This is a genomic window from Pseudomonas sp. TH34 (genome assembly GCF_016650865.1).
Lineage (GTDB): Bacteria > Pseudomonadota > Gammaproteobacteria > Pseudomonadales > Pseudomonadaceae > Aquipseudomonas > Aquipseudomonas yamanorum.
Window position 1 is genome coordinate 201,356 of record NZ_JAEKFB010000005.1, and the last position, 19,737, is coordinate 221,092.

Consider the following 19,737-nt stretch of genomic DNA (forward strand, 5'->3'; position numbering starts at 1 on the left):
GATGGCGGCTAGAAGTCGACGGTCGCCGACAGCAGATACGTGCGCGGCGTCGACAAGGTCAAACCCGGCTCGCTGTCATCCGAGGCACCGGCCGAACTCCAGTAGCGCCGGTTGGCCACGTTTTCGACATTGGCCCGCAGGGTGATGTGCTTGTCGTCGACCTTGAAGGCGTAGCGTGCGCCAACATCAAGACGGGTCCAGGCGTCGATTTCCTTGACGTTGGACTGGTCCAGGTACTGCGAGCTGGAATAGATCCCGCGGCTGGTCAGGGTCAGGCCTTCAACGGTGGGCACATCCCACTCGGCGCCGAGGTTGACGTTGTACTTGGGCGTGGCCGGCGCGCGGTTGCCGTCGAAGGTGCCGTTGGTGGTGTTGGTCAATTCGCTGTCGATGTACATCACCCCGCCCAGCAGGCGGAAGCCCTTGAGCGGTTCGCCGAACACGCTGAGTTCGACGCCGTCGTTCTGGCGCTTGCCGTTGGGGCCGAAGACCCGCGTGGTGGCGTTGGTCTCGTAGGCTGGCTGCTTGATCCGGAACACCGCAGCGGTGACCGCGAACGCCCCCGCGTCGTACTTGGCCCCGACTTCAACCTGGCGGCTGATGAAGGGCGGGAAGATTTCATCCTCGTTGATCGAGGTCGACGGCGCGATCTTGCCTTGGCTCAGACCTTCCATGTAGTTGGCATACAGCGAGAACTTGTCGGTGGCCTTGAACAGGATGCCGCCCGACGGTGAGATTTTTTCCTCGTCGTAGGCGGTGTCGCCTTTGACGTTGTCGGTCCAGTCATCCACCTTGACCCGCTGCCAGCGCGCACCAAGGGTCAGCAGCAGCCGGTCATCGAAGAAGCCCAGGGTGTCGGACAACGCGACGCCGCTGAAGCGGTTTTCGGTGTAGACCTTCGAGTCAAATCGCGTTGGCCGGCTTGGCGTAGGTGTTTCCACCGGGTTGTAGAGATTGCTCGGGGCTGCGGCATAGCGCGCGCCACCGTTTTCGAAGTCCATGTAGAAGTAGCTGGCTGCCAGGTTGACTTCATGGCTCACCGGGCCGGTATGGAACCAGTTGCGCACGCCCGCCGTGGCAGTGCGCACGTTTTCGTCGCGGGTGAAGTCGCGGGGCTGCACGCTGAAGTCACCGGCATTGTTGGTCACCGACACGGCATGGCGCAGGAAGTCGTGGTTACTTTTACGCGCGCCGACGCCGCCGTAGAGCATCACGTTGTCGCTGAGGTCGAACTCCCCGTTGACCGTGCCGAAGGTGTCATTGGTACTCGCCTTGCTCCAGGGTTGCGCGTAGTTGTGGCGCACGTCGTTGGCACTCGGCACCTTGGCATTGGGCCCAACTTGCACACGCTCTTGCGGGGCGTCGGTGTCGCGCTCGGTGCGGCCGATGTCGGTGGAGAGGCGCAGGCGTTCACCGCGAAAATCCAGGCCCAGCACGGCCATTTCGCGGTCGACATTCTGGTCGTCCCAGGCGGTGTCGCCGGACTGCTTCACGCCGTTGAAACGCAGGCCGAATTTGTTGTCTTCACCAAAACGCCGGCCTATGTCCACGGCCCCGCCCGCCTGGCTGTCGGAGGCCCAACTGCCGGTAAACGAGGTGATGGGCTTGTCGGTAGCGCGCTTGGGCACCACGTTGATCCCGCCGCCGACGCTGCCCCGTGGCGAGATGCCGTTGATCAACTGGCTGGGACCTTTGATGATGTCGACGCGCTCGGCCATCTCCATGTCGATGGTGTAGGTCGGCAGCACGCCGTAGAGACCGTTGTAGGCGACATCACTGTTAAACAGGCTGAAGCCGCGAATGGTGAATTGCTCATAGCGCCCGCCCGCCGGGTTGGTGGCGCGCACCGAGGGGTCGCTGGCGATCAGGTCGCCGAGGGTGCGCGCCTGCTGGTTCTTGACTGCCTCGCTGGTGTAGGTGGTCATGCTGAACGGGGTTTCCATGAAATCCCGTGAGCCCAGCAGGCCCTGGGAGCCACGGCGTGCCACCTGGCCACCGGCGAAGGACTCGCTGCCGGCATCGCCGACGGTGCCAAGAATCGAGGTGGGCGCCAATTGCAGGCTGCCGCCTTCCGGAATCGGGGTCAGCATGTAGGCCTGCTCACCCATGGGTTGCAGTTGCAGGCCCGAGCCTTGCAGCAAGCGGGCAAACCCTTCTTCGACGCCGTATTCGCCGGACAACCCGCTGCTGTTACGGCCGCTGACCAGCGCCGGGTCTACCGAGAGGTTGACCCCGGCCAGGCCGGCGAAACGGGTCAGCGCGGCGCTCAGGCTGCCGGCCGGCACCTGGTAGCTGCGCCGGGACGCGCCGTCTTCGGCGTAGCTGATGGGGACGAACAACGGGCTGGCACTCAGGCTCAGCATCAGGCTGAAATTCAGCAGCGGGCGTATTGCGGGCATTGGCAGAAGCTCTCGATTTTGTTCACTTACCTGGAATGACCAGCCACGTGAAAAAAGGGACAGGCTTCAGCCAATTTTTTGAATATTACGGTTTGATGCCTTTCAGCTTTTGGAGCAACTCCATCAATTGCTCCAGGGATTCCTCGCCGAACTGCTCCTGAATCTTCTGATAGTTGCTTTCCATCCCGGCGCTCATGTCGACGAAACACTGCTGGCCCTGTTCGGTCAGGGCGACGAACACCCGGCGCTGGTCTTCGGCGGATTTGCGCCGGCGCACGATACCGTCACGCTCCAGCCGCCCCAGCACGCCGGTCATGCTCGGCTTGAGGATGCACGCGAGGTGCGCCAGTTGGTGGCTTTCGAGTTCACCCTGCTGGCGCAGGATGCGGATCACCCGCCATTGCTGTTCGGTCAGGTCATGTTCATTGAGCAGTGGCCGGAAGAACGCCATGGTCGCTTCGCGGGCCTGGAGCAAGGTGAGCGTAAGGGACGGTCTAGGGGTGGGCATGGTTCACGCGCAGTAGAGGTCGAAGCGTCGAAGCTTAGGGTCGGTACCGTGTGCATGCAACCCGAGGCAGGGAACAAATCATTAATCTGTAAACGATTTTTAAAAAACCTGCCAATCCCGCTATTCAGACTATAGATAACATGTTAACAATATGCCGCCCCTGACCTAGCAGAGGGCGCATACCAACAAAAACAACAAAAGGAACGCCCCTCATGCATTCGTGCCTCTTTCGCACGGCGGCAAGCGCTGGCCTGTGCGCCGCGTTTACCCCTCTGGTCGCCCACGCCGATTTCATCCAGGACAGCAAAGCCAGCCTGGACCTGCGCAATTTCTACATGAACCGCGACTTTCGCCAGACCAACGCGCCGCAGAACAAAGCGGACGAATGGGCGCAAGGTTTTGTGCTGCGCCTGGAATCAGGCTACACCGAAGGCGTGGTCGGTTTTGGCGTGGATGCCTTGGGTGAAATGGGCTTGAAACTCGATTCCAGCCGCGACCGCCGTGGCACCGGGTTATTGCCGTTTGGCGCCAGCGGCGAGCCGGCCGACAGCTACAGCGAACTGGGCCTGACCGCCAAATTGCGCCTGTCGAAAACCGTGCTCAAGCTCGGCACCCTGCAACCGGTTTTACCGGTGGCCGCCTACAACGACACCCGGCTGCTGCCGTCGACCTACAACGGTGAACTGGTGACCTCCCAGGACATCGACGGCCTGACGTTGAACGTCGGCCGCCTGGAAAAGCAGAACCTGCGGGACTCCTCCAACAAAGAATCCATGAGCTACGGCGGCGTCACCAGCAGCCACCTGGACCTGGCCGGCGGCACCTACGCAATCAATCCGCACCTGGCGGCGACTTATTACTACGCGCAAATGCAGGACATCTACCGCCAGAATTTCATCGGCCTGGTGCATGACCTGCCGCTGGCCCAAGGCGTGAACCTGCGCACCGACCTGCGCTACTTCGACACCCGCGAGCAAGGCAGCGCACTGCTGCGCAGCCCTACCCGCGTGGACGGCGGCCGGATCGACAACCGCTTTTTCAACGGCATGTTCAGCCTGTCGGTGGGCGCACACAAATTCGGCCTGGGCTTTCAGAGCCTTTCCGGTGACGGCGACTTTGCCTTCCCGGGGCAAGACCCGTACTCGGTCAACCTGGTGACCATCAATATCTTCACCAAGGCCAACACCGACGCGTGGCAGGCGCGCTACGACTACAACTTCGCCGCCCTCGGCCTACCGGGCCTGACCTTCATGACCCGCTACGTCGACGGCAGCCACGCGCAAACCGCCACGGTGCGCAACGGCCGGGAATGGGAGCGCGACACCGACCTGGTCTACACCGTGCAAAGCGGCCCGCTGAAGAACGTCAACGTGCGGCTGCGCAACGCCACCCTGCGCTCAAGCAACGGCCTGACCAGCGACATCGACGAAAGCCGGGTGATCATCGGCTACACCGTGGCCCTGTGGTAACGCCGGGCGCCTCAACGCAACCCCGATTGACGCTGGCGGTATTCCCCCGGCGTCATTTGCGCGTAGCGCTGGAAGAACCGGCTGAAATACGCCGGGTCCTTGAACCCCAGCTGGTAGCAGATTTCATTCGCCGAGTTGCCGGTGAACAGCAACAGGCGCCGGGCTTCCTGCATCAGCCGTTCGAGGATCAAGCGTTTCGAGGGCAGGTCGGCGATCCGCCGACACACCTCGTTGAGCCGCGCTTCAGTGACGCCGATACCGTCGGCATAACGCGACAGCGGCCAGTGTTGCAGGTAGTGGTCTTCGATCAGTTCGTTGAAGCGGTGGAAGATTCGCAGGTCTTCGTGACGTGCCGGCCGAGCCTCCAGGGAATTGGCGCAGAGCCGCAGCAGGCTGATCATGATCAGGCGCGTCAGGCTGTCCAGCGCCGAACTGCGCCCGCTGGCCTGGGCGTTGATCTCGCTGCACAGCTCATCGAACAGGAATTCCAGGCGGCGCACTTCGGGCTGAAACTCCGGTGCCAGCCGCGCCAACGCCACACAGGCCGCCGGCAATTGCGCGCCGGGGGCCAGGCCCGGGTCGGCGTCAATCAAGGCCCACACCAGTTGCTGGCGCACGGTCAGCACATGGCCGTCGGCGTCGGCTTCGGTGACGAAGGAATGCGCCACCGTCGGCGGCGTGAGGAAAAACATCGGCCCGGATTCGAGGTACTGCTGGTCGTCCAGATAGACCCGCACCGCGCCAGTCTTGACGTAATGCACCTGGAAAAACCGGTCGTGACGATGCACCGGCATGTTCCGCCCAAAAAATCCCGCCAGGTTGCCGAGCCGGTCGTAGTGCACCTCGGCATCGCTGTAACGCTGGTCGTAGACCTGCCCGATGTTGATGTTGGGGATCGGCTGACGATCGCTCATCACTGCATTCTCTTTGTTGTTTTGAGTGCCCTGAAATATTGCCACGCTTGACGATAGTTAACATCTTAATTATAACGTTAACAGGTTAACGAATATCCCACGGAGCAGGCCCGAATCTGCCCCGCCACTGCCAGGAGAAAAGCATGAGCCGTGCCCTGCATGATGTTGCGAACGGCACCCTGTTCGGCGTTGCGCTGAACTACCAGGGGTTGCTGAATCAACGTCTCGCCGAATTCGAACAAGCGCCTTACCAGAAACCGCCGGTGAAGCCGGTGCTGTTCATCAAGACGCCCAACACCCGCAACGGCCACGACGGCGTGGTGCTGCACCCTCAAGGTGAACGCCTGCAACCGGGCCCGGCACTCGGCGTGGTGATTGGCAAGACCGCCAGCCGTGTCAGCGTCGAAAACGCCCTGGAGCATGTGGCCGGCTACACCATCATCAACGAGTTCAGCCTGCCGGAAGACAGCTACTACCGCCCTGCGGTGAAAGCCAAATGCCGGGACGGTTTCTGCGCATTGGGCCCGGAACTGGTGGCCCGCGACCAGGTTGCCAACCCGCACCAACTGAGCGTGAAGCTGTTCGTCAACGGTGAACTGCGCCAGCAAAACTCCACCGCCAACTTCGTGCGCAGCCTCCCGCAGTTGATCGCCGAGATCAGCGAGTTCATGACCCTGCACGAGGGCGATGTGCTGATCACCGGCACTCCCGAAGGCCGTGTGGATGTGCAACCCGGCGACACGGTTGAAGTCGAGATCAGCGGCCTGGGCCGCCTGGTCAACCACATCAAGGCAGAGGAGCTGTCATGAAACACGCGCGTATTCGCTTTGAAGGTGAAGTTCATTCGGTACAGGTCGACGCTGAGAACGCCGTACGCTTGGCCGACGGTCGCCTGCTGGCTGAAGACCAGGTCGAATGGCTGCCACCAGCCACCGGCAGCATGTTCGCCCTGGGCCTGAACTACGCCGACCACGCCGCCGAACTGGCCTTCAAACCGCCGACCGAACCGCTGGCGTTCATCAAGTCCCCCGGCACCTACACCGGCCACAACCAGGTGACCTGGCGCCCGGACAACGTCGCCTACATGCACTACGAGTGCGAGCTGGTGGCGGTCATCGGCAAACCGGCGCGCAACGTCAAGCGCGAGAACGCCCTGGAGTATCTGGCCGGCTACACGGTGTGCAACGACTACGCGATCCGTGACTACCTGGAAAACTACTACCGCCCCAACCTGCGGGTAAAAAACCGCGACGCCACCACGCCTGTGGGTCCATGGATAGTCGACGTCGCCGACGTGCCAGACCCAAGCAACCTGAAGCTGCGCACCTGGATCAACGATGAACTGCGCCAGGAAGGCAGCACGAAAGACATGATTTTCGACATCCCGTATTTGATCGAATACCTGTCCAGCTTCATGACCCTGCAGCCCGGCGACATGATCGCCACCGGCACCCCGGAAGGCCTGGCGGATGTGGTGCCGGGGGATGAAGTGATCGTGGAAGTGGAAGGCGTAGGCCGCCTGGTCAATCGAATTGTCAGCGAGGCGGAATTCTTCTCCGCCCGGAAAGAGGCTTGAGCAACATGATCAAACACTGGATCAACGGCCGTGAGGTCGAAAGCAAAGACACCTTCATCAACTACAACCCGGCCACCGGCGAAGCCATCGGTGAAGTGGCCAGCGGCGGCGCCGAGGAAGTGGCGCAGGCCGTTGCGGCAGCCAAGGAAGCCTTTCCGAAGTGGGCAGGCACACCGGCCAAGGAACGTGCCCGCTTGATGCGCAAGCTCGGTGAACTGATCGAACAGAACGTGCCGCACCTGGCCGAGCTGGAAACCCTCGACACCGGCCTGCCGATCCACCAGACCAGAAACGTGCTTATTCCACGCGCCTCCCACAACTTCGATTTCTTCGCCGAAGTCTGTACCCGCATGGACGGCCACAGTTACCCGGTGGACGACCAGATGCTCAACTACACGCTTTACCAGCCGGTGGGTGTGTGTGCGTTGGTGTCGCCATGGAACGTGCCGTTCATGACCGCCACCTGGAAGACTGCGCCGTGCCTGGCGCTGGGCAATACCGCGGTGCTGAAAATGTCCGAGCTGTCGCCGCTGACGGCCAATGAACTGGGACGCCTGGCGGTCGAAGCCGGGATCCCCAACGGCGTGCTGAACGTAATCCAGGGCTACGGCGCCACCGCCGGTGATGCACTGGTGCGCCACCCGGACGTGCGAGCGATTTCCTTCACCGGGGGCACCGCTACCGGCAAGAAAATCATGCAGACCGCCGGGTTGAAAAAGTACTCAATGGAACTGGGCGGCAAGTCGCCGGTGCTGATCTTTGAAGATGCCGACCTCGAACGCGCCCTCGACGCGGCACTGTTCACTATCTTCTCGCTCAACGGTGAACGCTGCACCGCCGGCAGCCGGATCTTCATTCAGGAGAGCGTGTACCCGCAGTTCGTCGCCGAATTTGCCGCCCGCGCCAAGCGCCTGATCGTCGGCGACCCACAGGACCCGAAGACCCAGGTCGGCTCGATGATCACCCAGGCCCACTACGACAAGGTCACCGGCTACATCAAGATTGGCCTCGAGGAAGGCGCCACCCTGCTGGCCGGCGGCCTGGAACGCCCGGCCAACCTGCCGGCGCACTTGAGCCGCGGGCAGTTTATCCAGCCCACGGTGTTTGCCGATGTGAACAACCAGATGCGCATCGCCCAGGAAGAGATCTTTGGCCCGGTGGTGTGCCTGATTCCGTTCAAGGACGAAGCCGAAGCGCTGCAACTGGCCAACGACACCGAGTACGGCCTCGCGTCGTACATCTGGACCCAGGATATCGGCAAGGCGCATCGTCTGGCCTACGGCATCGAAGCCGGCATGGTATTCATCAACAGCCAGAACGTGCGGGACTTGCGCCAGCCGTTTGGTGGGGTAAAAGGTTCCGGCACCGGCCGTGAAGGCGGCCAATACAGCTTCGAAGTGTTCGCCGAGATCAAGAACGTGTGCATTTCCATGGGCAGCCACCACATCCCGCGCTGGGGTGTTTGAGCGATCCCTGTAGGAGCTGTCGAGCTCCAGCGAGGCTGCGATGCAGGCGCTACGGTCTGCCAGATACAGCGCGGTGATCCCATCGCTGCCTCGCTGGGGCTCGACAGCTCCCACATTTGATCTTTGACAACACGCTTCCAAGACAAAAACAATTATTCAGGAGAATCATCATGGGCGAAGTCGTCCTGGCCGCGAAGATCTGCCACGTTCCCTCAATGTACCTGTCGGAACTGCCCGGCAAGCACCAAGGTTGCCGCGAAGCAGCCATCGCCGGGCACAAGGAAATCGGGCGGCGCGCCCGTGAACTGGGGGCCGACACCGCCGTGGTGTTCGACGTGCACTGGCTGGTCAACAGCGGCTATCACGTCAACTGCGGCGAGCATTTCAAGGGCACCTACACCAGCAACGAGCTGCCGCACTTCATCAAGAACATGGAGTACGAGTACCCGGGCTGCCCGGAGCTGGGCGAGTTGATCGCCGCCGAGGCCAGCCTGGCCGGCGTGCGCACCATGGCCCACAACATCCCGAGCCTGGAGCTGGAATACGGCACCCTGGTGCCGATGCGCTACATGCACATGGGCGTGCCGGACGCGCAGAAGTTCGACGTGATCTCCATCGCCGCCTGGTGCGCCTGGCACCGGCTGGAAGACAGCTTCGCGTTCGGCGCCGCCGTGCGCCGGGCGATCGAGAAAAGCGACCGCAAAGTCCTGGTGCTGGCCTCGGGTTCCCTCTCCCACCGTTTCTCGGACGACCGCGAAGCCGAAGCCAATATCCACAACTGGACCCGTGAATTCGACAAGCAGATGGACCTGCACGTGGTGGAGATGTGGAAGCAAGGCCGCTTCAAGGAGTTCTGCGCGATGCTGCCGGACTACGCCGAGCACTGCTTCGGCGAAGGCAAGATGCACGACACCGCGATGCTCCTGGGGCTGCTGGGCGGGCCGGACTACAACCAGCCGGCCGAGATCATCACCCAGCCGTTCGGCAGCTCGGGCACCGGCCAGATCAATGCCATTTTCCCTTTATGAGCCTTGGTGAAGATCACCTGTAGGAGCTGGCTTGCCTGCGATGCAGGCACCTCGGTGTATCTGTCTCACCGAGTTGATGCCATCGCAGGCAAGCCAGCTCCCACAAGGAACTCGCTGCACCTCACCCTAAGAGGAGATACACATGCCGCACTTCATCGCCGAATACACCGACAACCTCGAGCAGCAAGCCAACCTGCCGGCCCTGTTCGAGCAGGTACACGCCGTGCTGGGGGACAGCGGCGTGTTTCCCCTGGGGGGCATTCGCAGTCGCGGGGTGCGCCTGGACACCTGGCGCATGGCCGACGGCAAGCATGACTACGCCTTCGTCCACATGACCCTCAAGGTCGGCCACGGGCGCGACCTGGAAACCCGAAAAACGGTGGCCGAAGCCCTGTTCAAGGTCATCACCGAACACTTCGCCGCGCTGCAATCCCAGCGGTTGCTGGCGTTGTCGTTCGAGATGATCGAGCTGCACCCCGAGCTGAATTTCAAGCAGAACAACGTGCACGCATTCCTGAAGAACCAGGCGGGCTGACCACAGCCCACCTTTCCGCCCATGGCCACTCAAACAAAAAAGAACAACATCATGAGCACAGCCAATACCGCCGACAGCACCACCCTGATCGAACATCAGCGCACCCACAGCATCGTCACCTGGCGACTGATGCCGTTGCTGCTGATCTGCTACCTGTTTGCCCACCTGGACCGGATCAACATCGGCTTCGCCAAGATGCAGATGAGTACCGACCTGCACTTCAGCGACACGGTGTACGGCCTCGGTGCCGGCCTGTTTTTCATCGCCTACGCGCTGTTCGGCGTGCCGAGCAACATGGCCCTGGACCGGGTCGGGCCACGGCGTTGGATCGCCTGCCTGATGGTGGTGTGGGGCGTGCTGTCCACCAGCATGCTGTGGATCGAAAGCTCCACCGGCTTCTACGTGCTGCGCTTTCTGCTGGGGGTGGCCGAAGCCGGCTTCTTCCCGGGGATCCTGGTGTTTCTCAACCGCTGGTACCCGGCCCGGCGCCGGGCGCAAGTCACCGCGCTGTTTGCGATTGCCGTGCCCATGGCCGGTGTGGTCGGCGGCCCGTTGTCCGGTGCGATCCTGGAGCACTTCCATGATTTCGGCGGACTGCGTGGCTGGCAGTGGATGTTCCTGATCGAAGGCGCCCCGGTGGTGCTGCTCGGTCTGGTGGTTCTGAAATACCTGCCCGACAGCTTCGAAACCGTGAAGTGGCTGGAACCGGCGCAAAAGCAACAGCTGCGCGAGCAATTGAGCAGTGAAGAACAGCGCAAATCCATCACCTCCTTCGGCGGCATCCTGCGTGACCCGCAGGTATGGCTGCTGGTGGCGGTGTACTTCGCGGTGATGCTGGCGGTGAACACCCTGGCGTTCTGGATGCCCACCCTGATCCACGGCGCCGGCATCGGCCGCGACAGCCAGGTGGGCCTGCTGAGCGCCGTGCCGTACCTGGCCGGGTGCTTCTTCATGATCGGCTGCGGGCGCTCATCCGACCGCAACCGCGAGCGCCGCTGGCACCTGTGCGTGCCGTTGTTGATGTCGGCCATCGGCATCGCAGTGGCCGGGCTCTCGCCCACCAATCCGACCCTGGTGCTGGGCGGTCTGATCCTGGCCGGCATGGGCGCCAGCGCTGCGCTGCCGATGTTCTGGCAACTGCCGCCGGCGTTCCTGTCCAACAGCACCCAGGCGGCCGGCATCGCGCTGATCAGCTCGTTCGGCAGTATCGCCTCGTTCCTCGCGCCGTACCTGATCGGTTGGATGCGCGACACCACCCAAAGCGCGAGCCTGGCCCTGTATGTGCTGGCGCTGCTCATCGCCCTCGGCGGCCTGCTGGTGCTGCGCACCCACGCTGCCATCGTCAATCCCCAGTAGAGAGTTTGTCATGCTTGATCAAGCCCACATCCAGCAAGCCGCCGCCCGCCTCGACCAGGCTGAGCGTTCCCGTGAACAGGTGCGCCAGTTTTCCCTGGAACACCCGAACATCACGATTGACGATGCCTATGCCATCCAGCGCGCCTGGGTGGCCCAGAAAATCAAGGACGGGCGCAAGCTGGTCGGGCACAAGATCGGCCTCACCTCCCGGGCGATGCAGGTGTCGTCGAACATCACCGAGCCGGATTACGGCGCCCTGCTCGATGACATGTTCTTCGAAGAAGGCACCGACATCCCGTTCGAGCGCTTCATCGTGCCAAGGGTGGAAGTGGAGCTGGCGTTCATCCTCGGCAAGCCGCTCAAGGGGCCGAACTGCACGATCTTCGACGTGTTGGACGCCACTGAATGGGTGATCCCGGCCCTGGAAATCATCGACGCGCGTATCCAACAGATCGATCCGCACACCAACGCCACGCGCAAGGTGTTCGACACCATTTCCGACAACGCCGCCAATGCCGGCGTGGTGATGGGCGGCCGCGCCGTACGCCCCACCGAGATCGACCTGCGCAAGGTGCCCGCTGTGCTGTACCGCAACGGGGTGATCGAGGAGTCCGGGGTGTCGGCTGCCGTGCTCAACCACCCGGCCAAGGGCGTGGCGTGGCTGGCGAACAAACTGGCGCCGTACGACGTGACCTTGCAACCCGGCCAGATCATCCTCGGCGGCTCCTTTACCCGCCCGGTGGCGGCGAATCCGGGCGACACCTTCCATGTCGACTACGACATGCTCGGTTCCATCTCCTGCCGCTTTGTCTGACTACTGGAGGACTGTTTCATGGACATGCCCATCAACCGCTTCAAGCAGCGCCTGCAACGTGGCGAAACCCAGATCGGCCTGTGGCTCGGTTTGGCTGACACCTATTGCGCCGAACTGGCGGCGAATGCCGGGTTCGACTGGCTGCTGATCGACGGCGAGCACGCACCCAATGACCTGCGCGGCATGCTCGGCCAGTTGCAGGCCGTCGCGGCTTATGACAGCCAACCGGTTATTCGCCCAGTGATCGGCGATACGGCGTTGATCAAGCAGGTGCTGGATATCGGCGTGCAGACGCTGTTGGTGCCGATGGTGGAGACGGCTGAACAGGCTCAGCAGTTAGTGCGGGCCGTGCGTTATCCGCCCTTTGGCGTACGGGGCGTTGGCAGTGCGCTGGCACGGGCTTCGCGCTGGAACAGCATTCCGGGTTATCTGGATGAAGCGGATGCGCAGATGTGCCTGCTGGTGCAGATCGAGAACCGTGAAGGCCTGGACAACCTGGACGCGATTGCGGCGGTTGAAGGGGTGGACGGGGTGTTTATCGGGCCGGCGGATTTGAGTGCGGCCATGGGGCATCGGGGGAATCCCGGGCATCCCGAGGTGCAGGCGGCGATTGAGGACGCCATCGTCAGGATTCAACAGGCTGGCAAGGCGGCGGGGATCTTGAGTGCGGATGAGAAACTGGCGCGGCGGTATATCGAGTTGGGGGCGGTGTTTGTGGCGGTGGGGGTGGATACGACGGTGTTGATGCGCGGGTTGCAGGGGTTGGCTGCGAAGTTCAAAGACAATGCGGCACCAGCCACTACCGGCGGCGTGTACTAACCCCGTCAAACAACAGAGATCAACTGTGGGAGCTGGCTTGCCTGCGATAGCATCACCTCGGTGTACCTGACACCCCCAGGCGCCTGCATCGCAGGCAAGCCAGCTCCCACATTTTGATCACCTGTTACTCATCTACCGTGATTCAACGCTTGATGGTTTTCAACTCATCCAGCAACCCCAGCAACACCTGCAACTTCTCCTCCCCAAACTGCTCCTGCAACCGCTGGTAATTCTCCTCCATACACTGGCTCATCGACTCGAAACTGGCCTTGCCCTTCTCCGCCAGCGTCACCAGCACCCGCCGCTGATCCTGCTCGGCCTTGCGCCGGTGCACCATGCCCGCCGCCTCCATGCGCACCAGCACGCCGGTCATGCTCGGTTTGAGAATGCATGCCAGTTCCGCCAGTTGGTAAATCTCCAGCTCGTCATGCTGGCTGAGAATTCGAATAACCCGCCATTGCTGTTCGGTCAGCCCATGTTCATTCAGCGACGGCCGAAAAAAACTCATGGCCGCTTCACGGGCCTGCAACAGGGTCAAGGTCAGGGATTGTCTGGGTTTCAACATAGGCTCAGCGTCACGATAGATTTAGTTAATGTTTTAACGAAACTCTAACACTCTCCTCCCCGCCGCACGCTATAACTTGTGAAGCCGGCGAAAGCTCTGGCGCGCAGGATCAAAAAGCCCGGCACACAGAATCAAGACATCCAGCGCGCCAACGGCCTTAATACACTCATTAGCTCTTCACTGTCAGGCAGCGCAATGATCAATATCGAAACGCCGACCTATTACACGGCGACCAAGAAATACAACCTCAGCTTTCCCACCCTGGAACAGGACGTGGAAGCCGACGTGGTGATCATCGGTGGCGGCTTTTCCGGGATCAACACCGCCCTGGAACTCGCCGAGAAAGGCATCACCAACATCGTCGTGCTGGAAGCGCGTTACCTGGGTTTTGGCGGCACCGGGCGCAACGGTGGGCAGATCATGGCCGGCATCGGCCACGACCTGGAAAAGATCAAAAAGGACGTGGGTGAAGACGGCCTGCGCCAGATCTTCGAGATCAGCGACCTGGGCGCCGACATCATCAAGAATCGCATCGCCAAGTACGACATCGATGCCGATTTCTGCCACGGCTACGGCTACATGGGCTTCAACGCCCGCCAGGAAAAGACCCTGCGCGCCTGGGAAAAAGACTTCAAGTCCATCAACACCCAACATGAGATCCGCTTCCTTGGCGGGTCCGACGTGAAGCAGATCATCGGCTCCGACGCCTACAGCAGCGCCCTGCTGCACATGGGCGGCGGGCATGTGCACTCGTTGAACCTGCTGCTGGGCGAAGCCAAGGCCCTGGCCGGCCACGGCGTGCAGATTTTCGAGAACAGCCCGGCGCTGGAAGTCAGCTACGGCGAACGCATCACCGTGCGCACCGGCCGCGGTTCGGTCAAGGCCAGCAAGCTGCTGTGGGCCTGCGACAGTTTCCTCAACAAGCTGGAACCGGAACTGCACCGTTCGACCATCAACACCTACGCGTTCCAGATGATGACCGAGCCGTTGTCCGAAGAACTGATCAACCGTATCAGCCCGATTCGCGGGGCCTACAGCGACATTCGCCCGGTGATCGACTACTACCGCGTCACCCACGAAAACCGCCTGCTGTTCGGCGCCGCCACACCGTTGGTGGAGCACATTCCCGGCGATTTGAAAGCCTGGAACCGCAACCTGATGCTGAAGATCTTCCCGTACCTCAAGGACGTGAAGATCGACCTGGCCTGGGGCGGCCCGATGGCCTGCAGCCCGAACCTGTTCCCGCAGATCGGCACCTTGCCCGGGCGCAGCAACGCGTTCTATGTGCAGGGCTATTCAGGCTTCGGCGTGACGCCGAGCCACATCATCTGCAAGGTGCTGGCCGAAGGCATGAGCGAAGGCTCGGCGCGGTATGACCTGGTCAGCTCGATCCACCGCCCGACCATCATCGGCAAAGACGCGATCCGCCCGCTGCTGCTCACCGCCGGCAAGTCCTGGCACCAGCTCTCCGGTTATTGGAACGGCCGCCGCTAAAACCCCACACCTGACACCTGTAGGAGCGAGCTTGCTCGCGAAAAACCCAAAGGCGCCGCGTTCATCCAGGACGCCAGCGCCCCCATTCCCCTCCTATTTTTCATCATCAGGAGCAACTGCCATGACCCTCGTTACCCTCAAGAAAGACATCCAGCTATCCGAACTCGACGCCTGGGGCACCGTCGCCGACCTCGGTTCGACCATCCTCGAAGGCGAAGTCCGGGCCTTCGGCAAAATGACCTTTGGTGCCCCCACCGACCCGGTCAGCAGCGCCTATTTCGGCACCACCCAGGGCAAGTTCCGCATGGTCTACCCGTTTGCCGAACAAGCCACCGTGGTCACCGGCGAAGTGGTGCTCACCGACGAATCCACCGGCCAGAGCACCCGCTACAAGGCCGGTGACAGCTGGTTCGTGACCAAGGGCACCCCGGTGCTGTGGGAAGTGGTCAGCGAAAGTTTCGTCAAACACTACTTCGCCGTGGTGTGATGGCCCCGGCTGCCGGCCCCCGTCGGTAGCCTTTTAGCGCAGGTGCCCCCCATGCACGCTCTCCCCGCCCACGAAGTCGCCGGCCAGTGCCTGCGGGCTTTCACCCGCTTGATTCCGGTCAGCCAGGCCGCGTTCTATTGCGTCGACCGCCAGCTGCAAGCCCGGGATTTCCAGTTGCACGGCATGAGCGGCGAAATGCACCGCGACTACCTCGACAACTATCGCCAATTCGACCCGTTGCAACCGCGCAACTGCCTGTCCAGTGGCCTGGCAGTGGTGCCGCTGGGCTTTGCCATGGCCCGCCAGCCGGCGCGGGATACCCGGCGCTATGGGGATTTTCTGCGGCGCTATGGCGTGGTGGATGTGGTGGAGATCCTCGCCCAGCGTGACGGCCAACCCCAGGCGGCGATTTCGTTGTTGCGCACCGCCGATCAAGGCGCCTTTACCGGCGAGCAACTGGCTCAGTTGAACGCCCTGCAAACCTTGTTGCAGCTGGCCGTGGCCAATATGCAGCCCGCTGAAGATGCATTGGCCAACCTCACGCCCAAGGAGCGCCAGATCGCCCTGTTGTTGCGCCAGGGTGCCAGCAACAAACAGCTGGCCCGGGAGCTGGACGTCGGCCTGCCCACCATCAAGACCCACCTGATCAACCTGTTTCGCAAGACCGGCGTCAGCAGCCGCACCGAACTGGTGGGCAGCCTGTTCCTGTAGCACGCCTCAACCATCCGGTTGATGGTCGGCCATGCTCCCGGGCGCGATGATCCGAGGTGTTCATCCACCCAACCGGAGCATCGCAAATGACCACACCTTCTGACTGGATCACCGTGGGCGCCCTGGCCGACGGCTTCGCCCCCGAGGCGTTCATCCTGCCAAACCTGGCGGACCTGAGCGGCAAGACCTTTACGCTGTACTTCGCCAATGGCTGGCAGATCGAGCATCGCTTCGAGCGCAACAGCCTGTCCTGGGTCGCGGCCGACGGTCACTCCAGCGGCAGCGCAACCTACCGCGCGACCTCGGTGCGCCCCGGCTTGTACCTGGTGGATTTCATCAAACGCGAAGGTGCCCAAGCCTGGTCGGTCAGCCTGGTGCTCGACACCGCGAGCGCCTCGTTCACCGCCGTGCTCGGGCGCCTGCCCACCCAGGAACAAACCCGCGAAGGCCTCTACAGCCGCGCCCTGGCCGGCAAGCCGCTGACGTCGGTGGAAGTGGAATTCCTCCACGGCAGCCTCGACCGCCCCTGGCAAGCCGGCCACTGCCCCCACGCGCCCACCACCGAACTGATCGGCCTGCGCAACCAGTACCGCTACAGCCCGAGCGAGGTCTACGAGCACATCTACCTCAACCACCAGTTCTACGCCTGGCAATGCCTCAAGGGCGTCGAGCAAGGCCTGTGCGACACCGACCGCTGCCACTACTACAAGATCGCCGACCAGCTGTACCTGTTCGTCTGGCGCGAAAAAATCATCCCCACCCTCGGCCTGGTGCTGATCGACCTGCAACAGCACCGCAGCGACGGCAAGATCTTTGGCTATGCCGGGGCGTCGTTCGATGAGCTGTCGAACTTCCCCATCAGCTCCTACTGCCAGGTGCTCAATCGCACGGAGCATCCCGATGACTGAGCCGCGCACGATTGTGATCACCGGGGCCGGCACGGGCATCGGTGCCGCGTGCGCCCGGCTGTACGCCGCCGAGGGTGCGCATGTGGTGCTGATCGGCCGTCGTCGCGAGCCGCTGGAGCAGGTCGCGGGGGAAACCGGGGGGTTGGTGCTGGTGGGTGATGCAGCCTGCCCTGTCACGTGGGCGGGCTTTGTGGAGCAGATTCGCCAGCGCTTCGGCCGGATCGATGTGCTGCTGGCCTGTGCGGGCGGCCATGGCCTGGGCAGCGCCACCGACACCAGCCCGCAGACCTGGGAAGCGGCGCTGCGCAGCAACCTCGACAGCGCGTTTTATAGCGCGCGGGCGTGTCTGCCGCTGCTGCTGGAAAGTGGCGGGAACATTGTGCTGATGGGTTCAATTGCCTCACTGGCTGCCGGGCCCGAAGTGTGCGGCTACACCACGGCCAAACATGCGTTGCTCGGGCTCAACCGTTCGCTGGCCCGGGATTACGGCCCGCGCGGAGTGCGGGTAAATGCGGTATGCCCGGGCTGGGTGCGCACGCCGATGGCGGATGAGGAGATGCGACCGTTGATGGATTTTTACGGTGAGACGCTGCAACACGCCTATGACCGTGTGTGCGCCGATGTGCCGTTGCGCCGGCCCGCCAGTGCTGAAGAAATCGCCAGGGTGTGCCGCTTCCTGGCCTCCAGTGAAGCGTCGATCATTACCGGGGCCACGCTGGTGGCGGACGGGGGGTCGAGCATCGTCGATGTGCCGACGTTGGCCTATTCGCATCTGGAGCAACGTGATGAATGAAGACCTGGACTTCACTGGCCGCAACGTATTGGTCACAGGTGGTGCCCAGGGCATTGGCCGGGCCATCGTCGAAGCCTTTGCCCTGCGGGGTGCGCGGGTGATGATCGCCGATCTTCAACTGGCAGAGGCGCTCGCGCTGGAGCTGTGCGAACGCGGCTTCCAGGTGGAAGCGGTGACGGTGGATCTGGCGGATGCGGCTGCGGTTTTCGCGCTGATTGCCGGGGTGGAACAAAGTTGGGGGCGGCTGGATATTCTGGTGCATAACGCCGGGTATTTTCCGCTGACGCGCTTTGCCGAAATCACCCCGTCGATGCTCGACCGCACCTTGGCGGTCAATCTCTCGGCGTTGTTCTGGCTGACCCAGGCGGCGTTACCGATGTTCCGCCGCCAGAGCCGGGGCTGCGTGCTGGTCACATCGTCAGTCACAGGGCCGAGGGTGGCATTTCCGGGCCTGAGTCACTATGCGGCGTCGAAGGCCGGGGTTAACGGGTTCATTCGCAACGCCGCGCTGGAGCTGGCCGGATTGAATGTGCGAGTCAACGGGGTGGAGCCCGGCATGATCGCCACCCCGGCCATGGGCAACCTGGGGGATGACCAGATGAACGCACAAATCGCCAGCCGGGTGCCGCTGGGACGGTTGGGTGCCCCAGCGGATATTGCCGGGGCGATGCTCTTTCTGGCATCGGACCTGGCGGGTTACATCACCGGGCAAACGCTGGTGGTGGACGGCGGCTCGACCTTGCCGGAGGTTTAACGAAACGTCCTACCGAACGGCCGGATAACCTCTACTCCCCCGCCTTGAGAACCGCTGCAAAGTCCCTCGCCTGATCACACAGTGCGAGGGAACGCCGATGTCATTTTCGATTAACACCCAGCCCGAAGGGGCTGCCTCTTGATTCCCGCCATAGGCTTTCTGGTCGTGGCGGCGATGGACCCGAAGACACGCGACGTCGATGGGGTTCTCAACGACTTCACACACTGCCTGAACACCTACGACGCCTGGGCCGAGAGCTTCTGGAGCTTCTCGGCACTGGACGTCGAGCAGGTGTTCAAGGTGGGGGATGAGGTTTCGCTGGTCGCACCCATCACCCGTTCCCTGTATCCCAGCAGCACCGTCGCGACCTGCAAGGCCAACGCGCCATTGACCCTGGTACATATGTTCCAGAGCACGCGGTTCGTGCCCATCGGCAATACGCCGGTAATGCTGCAGGAAGTCGCGCAAGACGGTGGCCCCCTCGGCGACCCCATCCATAAGACCATCGGCCCCAGCGGCATTCTCGAAGTCACAGAGTGCACCGTAGACCGGCAGTACCGGGTCAGCTTTTACCCCAACGTTTCCAGGGACCACATCAAGGCGCTGTATGCCTCCTATCAGTCCGAGATCAGCTCGCTGGAAGGCCGCTTGCGTGGCGAATGGACGAGCACGTTCAAGCCGATATGGGAGAGCTATTCCAAGGCCGGCTTTGTCGATCGCTACACCTCGCTGCAACAGGCGTACGCGCAAGGATTTGGCAACGTGCTTTACGGTCTGTGGGACGGTATTGCGCAGCTCTACCAGTGGCTGGCAGATATCAGGCCCAACAGCGAAAAGCTGCTGCAGTACCTCTCCCAGGCCGAGCTTGAAGCGCTGCTGAAGCTCAGTAATGAGGCGATTGCCAAAGGGTTGTTGATCCTCAGCGATGAGCCACTGCTGTTCATCTACCTGTCCGCAATGGTCAGTTGGATGCGCATGCTGCCACCGCATTACATGCTTGAGTTGCTCGGGGAAATCACCACCGAGGTGCTGCTCAACCTGCTGTTGCTATGGGCTACCGGTGGCATGGGTGTGGCGGTGCGCTTGGGTGCGCAGGTGCTGGGCAAGGTCAAGTCCGGGCAGGCACGGGAGTGGTTGGAGA

The 19,737-nt window shown here is 62.3% G+C and carries 19 protein-coding genes and 1 pseudogene; 16 read left to right on the forward strand and 4 right to left on the reverse strand.

Going from position 1 to position 19,737, the window contains the following annotated elements; all coding sequences use genetic code 11:
* Nucleotides 1–8: 8 nt before the first annotated feature.
* Both JFU58_RS04045 and hpaR (JFU58_RS04050) read right to left on the reverse strand, forming a co-directional pair.
* Nucleotides 9–2,399: a TonB-dependent receptor gene (locus tag JFU58_RS04045; RefSeq protein ID WP_201139888.1), complete on the reverse strand. Its 2,391-nt coding sequence runs from the start codon at nt 2,397–2,399 to the stop codon at nt 9–11.
* Nucleotides 2,400–2,484: 85 nt separating this feature from the next.
* Nucleotides 2,485–2,907, reverse strand: coding sequence for a homoprotocatechuate degradation operon regulator HpaR (gene hpaR / locus JFU58_RS04050; RefSeq protein ID WP_010175430.1), 423 nt, complete (start codon nt 2,905–2,907; stop codon nt 2,485–2,487).
* A gap of 212 nt (nt 2,908–3,119) precedes the next feature.
* On the opposite strand from hpaR (JFU58_RS04050), the gene JFU58_RS04055 reads away from it, so the two are divergent.
* Complete coding sequence (locus JFU58_RS04055; RefSeq protein ID WP_201139889.1) at nt 3,120–4,376, forward strand: OprD family porin; 1,257 nt, start codon at nt 3,120–3,122, stop codon at nt 4,374–4,376.
* A gap of 11 nt (nt 4,377–4,387) precedes the next feature.
* Here JFU58_RS04055 and hpaA read toward each other — a convergent pair whose 3' ends face one another.
* Nucleotides 4,388–5,290, reverse strand: a complete 903-nt coding sequence (gene hpaA, locus JFU58_RS04060) for a 4-hydroxyphenylacetate catabolism regulatory protein HpaA (RefSeq protein ID WP_177070574.1) — start codon at nt 5,288–5,290, stop codon at nt 4,388–4,390.
* 143 nt (nt 5,291–5,433) lie between these two features.
* Between hpaA and JFU58_RS04065 the strand changes: the two genes are divergently transcribed.
* The 8 genes from JFU58_RS04065 (at nt 5,434) to hpaI (ending at nt 12,884) form a co-directional block, all read left to right on the forward strand.
* Nucleotides 5,434–6,099, forward strand: coding sequence for a fumarylacetoacetate hydrolase family protein (locus JFU58_RS04065; RefSeq protein ID WP_063031552.1), 666 nt, complete (start codon nt 5,434–5,436; stop codon nt 6,097–6,099).
* The gene (locus tag JFU58_RS04070) at nt 6,096–6,866 is read left to right on the forward strand and encodes a fumarylacetoacetate hydrolase family protein (RefSeq protein WP_201139890.1); all 771 of its coding nucleotides are present in this window, start codon (nt 6,096–6,098) and stop codon (nt 6,864–6,866) included. The genes JFU58_RS04065 and JFU58_RS04070 overlap by 4 nt, the downstream gene beginning before the upstream one ends.
* Nucleotides 6,867–6,871: 5 nt before the next feature.
* Complete coding sequence (hpaE, locus tag JFU58_RS04075) at nt 6,872–8,332, forward strand: 5-carboxymethyl-2-hydroxymuconate semialdehyde dehydrogenase (RefSeq protein WP_201139891.1); 1,461 nt, start codon at nt 6,872–6,874, stop codon at nt 8,330–8,332.
* A gap of 170 nt (nt 8,333–8,502) precedes the next feature.
* Nucleotides 8,503–9,360 (forward strand): 3,4-dihydroxyphenylacetate 2,3-dioxygenase, encoded by an 858-nt coding sequence (hpaD, locus tag JFU58_RS04080; protein WP_201139892.1) that lies wholly within the window; start codon nt 8,503–8,505, stop codon nt 9,358–9,360.
* Between the two features lie 142 nt (nt 9,361–9,502).
* Entirely contained in the window at nt 9,503–9,895 is a 393-nt protein-coding gene (locus JFU58_RS04085; protein WP_201139893.1) for a 5-carboxymethyl-2-hydroxymuconate Delta-isomerase, read from the forward strand.
* A 51-nt stretch (nt 9,896–9,946) separates the two neighbouring features.
* Nucleotides 9,947–11,251 (forward strand): MFS transporter, encoded by a 1,305-nt coding sequence (locus JFU58_RS04090; RefSeq protein WP_063031555.1) that lies wholly within the window; start codon nt 9,947–9,949, stop codon nt 11,249–11,251.
* A gap of 10 nt (nt 11,252–11,261) precedes the next feature.
* Nucleotides 11,262–12,065: a 2-oxo-hept-4-ene-1,7-dioate hydratase gene (gene hpaH, locus JFU58_RS04095; protein WP_063031557.1), complete on the forward strand. Its 804-nt coding sequence runs from the start codon at nt 11,262–11,264 to the stop codon at nt 12,063–12,065.
* An 18-nt stretch (nt 12,066–12,083) separates the two neighbouring features.
* A complete protein-coding gene (gene hpaI / locus JFU58_RS04100) occupies nt 12,084–12,884 on the forward strand; it encodes a 4-hydroxy-2-oxoheptanedioate aldolase (RefSeq protein ID WP_201139894.1) in 801 nt (266 codons plus the stop codon).
* Between the two features lie 142 nt (nt 12,885–13,026).
* Here the strand turns inward: hpaI and hpaR (JFU58_RS04105) are convergent, their stop codons facing one another.
* A complete protein-coding gene (gene hpaR / locus JFU58_RS04105) occupies nt 13,027–13,449 on the reverse strand; it encodes a homoprotocatechuate degradation operon regulator HpaR (protein ID WP_003209875.1) in 423 nt (140 codons plus the stop codon).
* Nucleotides 13,450–13,644: 195 nt separating this feature from the next.
* On the opposite strand from hpaR (JFU58_RS04105), the gene JFU58_RS04110 reads away from it, so the two are divergent.
* From JFU58_RS04110 to JFU58_RS04140, 7 genes and pseudogenes are all read left to right on the forward strand, one after another.
* Nucleotides 13,645–14,943 carry an NAD(P)/FAD-dependent oxidoreductase gene (locus JFU58_RS04110; protein ID WP_063031561.1) on the forward strand — a complete coding sequence of 433 codons (1,299 nt, stop codon included), beginning with the start codon at nt 13,645–13,647 and terminating at the stop codon, nt 14,941–14,943.
* Between the two features lie 121 nt (nt 14,944–15,064).
* Complete coding sequence (locus JFU58_RS04115) at nt 15,065–15,430, forward strand: cupin domain-containing protein (RefSeq protein ID WP_003209872.1); 366 nt, start codon at nt 15,065–15,067, stop codon at nt 15,428–15,430.
* Nucleotides 15,431–15,481: 51 nt separating this feature from the next.
* A complete protein-coding gene (locus JFU58_RS04120; protein WP_201139895.1) occupies nt 15,482–16,141 on the forward strand; it encodes a helix-turn-helix transcriptional regulator in 660 nt (219 codons plus the stop codon).
* A gap of 86 nt (nt 16,142–16,227) precedes the next feature.
* Nucleotides 16,228–17,049, forward strand: coding sequence for a molybdenum cofactor biosynthesis F family protein (locus tag JFU58_RS04125; RefSeq protein ID WP_201139896.1), 822 nt, complete (start codon nt 16,228–16,230; stop codon nt 17,047–17,049).
* Nucleotides 17,042–17,842 carry an SDR family NAD(P)-dependent oxidoreductase gene (locus tag JFU58_RS04130; protein ID WP_201139897.1) on the forward strand — a complete coding sequence of 267 codons (801 nt, stop codon included), beginning with the start codon at nt 17,042–17,044 and terminating at the stop codon, nt 17,840–17,842. Before JFU58_RS04125 ends, JFU58_RS04130 begins: the two co-directional genes overlap by 8 nt.
* Nucleotides 17,835–18,596: an SDR family oxidoreductase gene (locus JFU58_RS04135; protein ID WP_201139898.1), complete on the forward strand. Its 762-nt coding sequence runs from the start codon at nt 17,835–17,837 to the stop codon at nt 18,594–18,596. The genes JFU58_RS04130 and JFU58_RS04135 overlap by 8 nt, the downstream gene beginning before the upstream one ends.
* Nucleotides 18,597–18,770: 174 nt before the next feature.
* Nucleotides 18,771–19,737 (forward strand): annotated as a pseudogene (locus JFU58_RS04140) (type IV secretion protein Rhs); the annotation flags it as partial.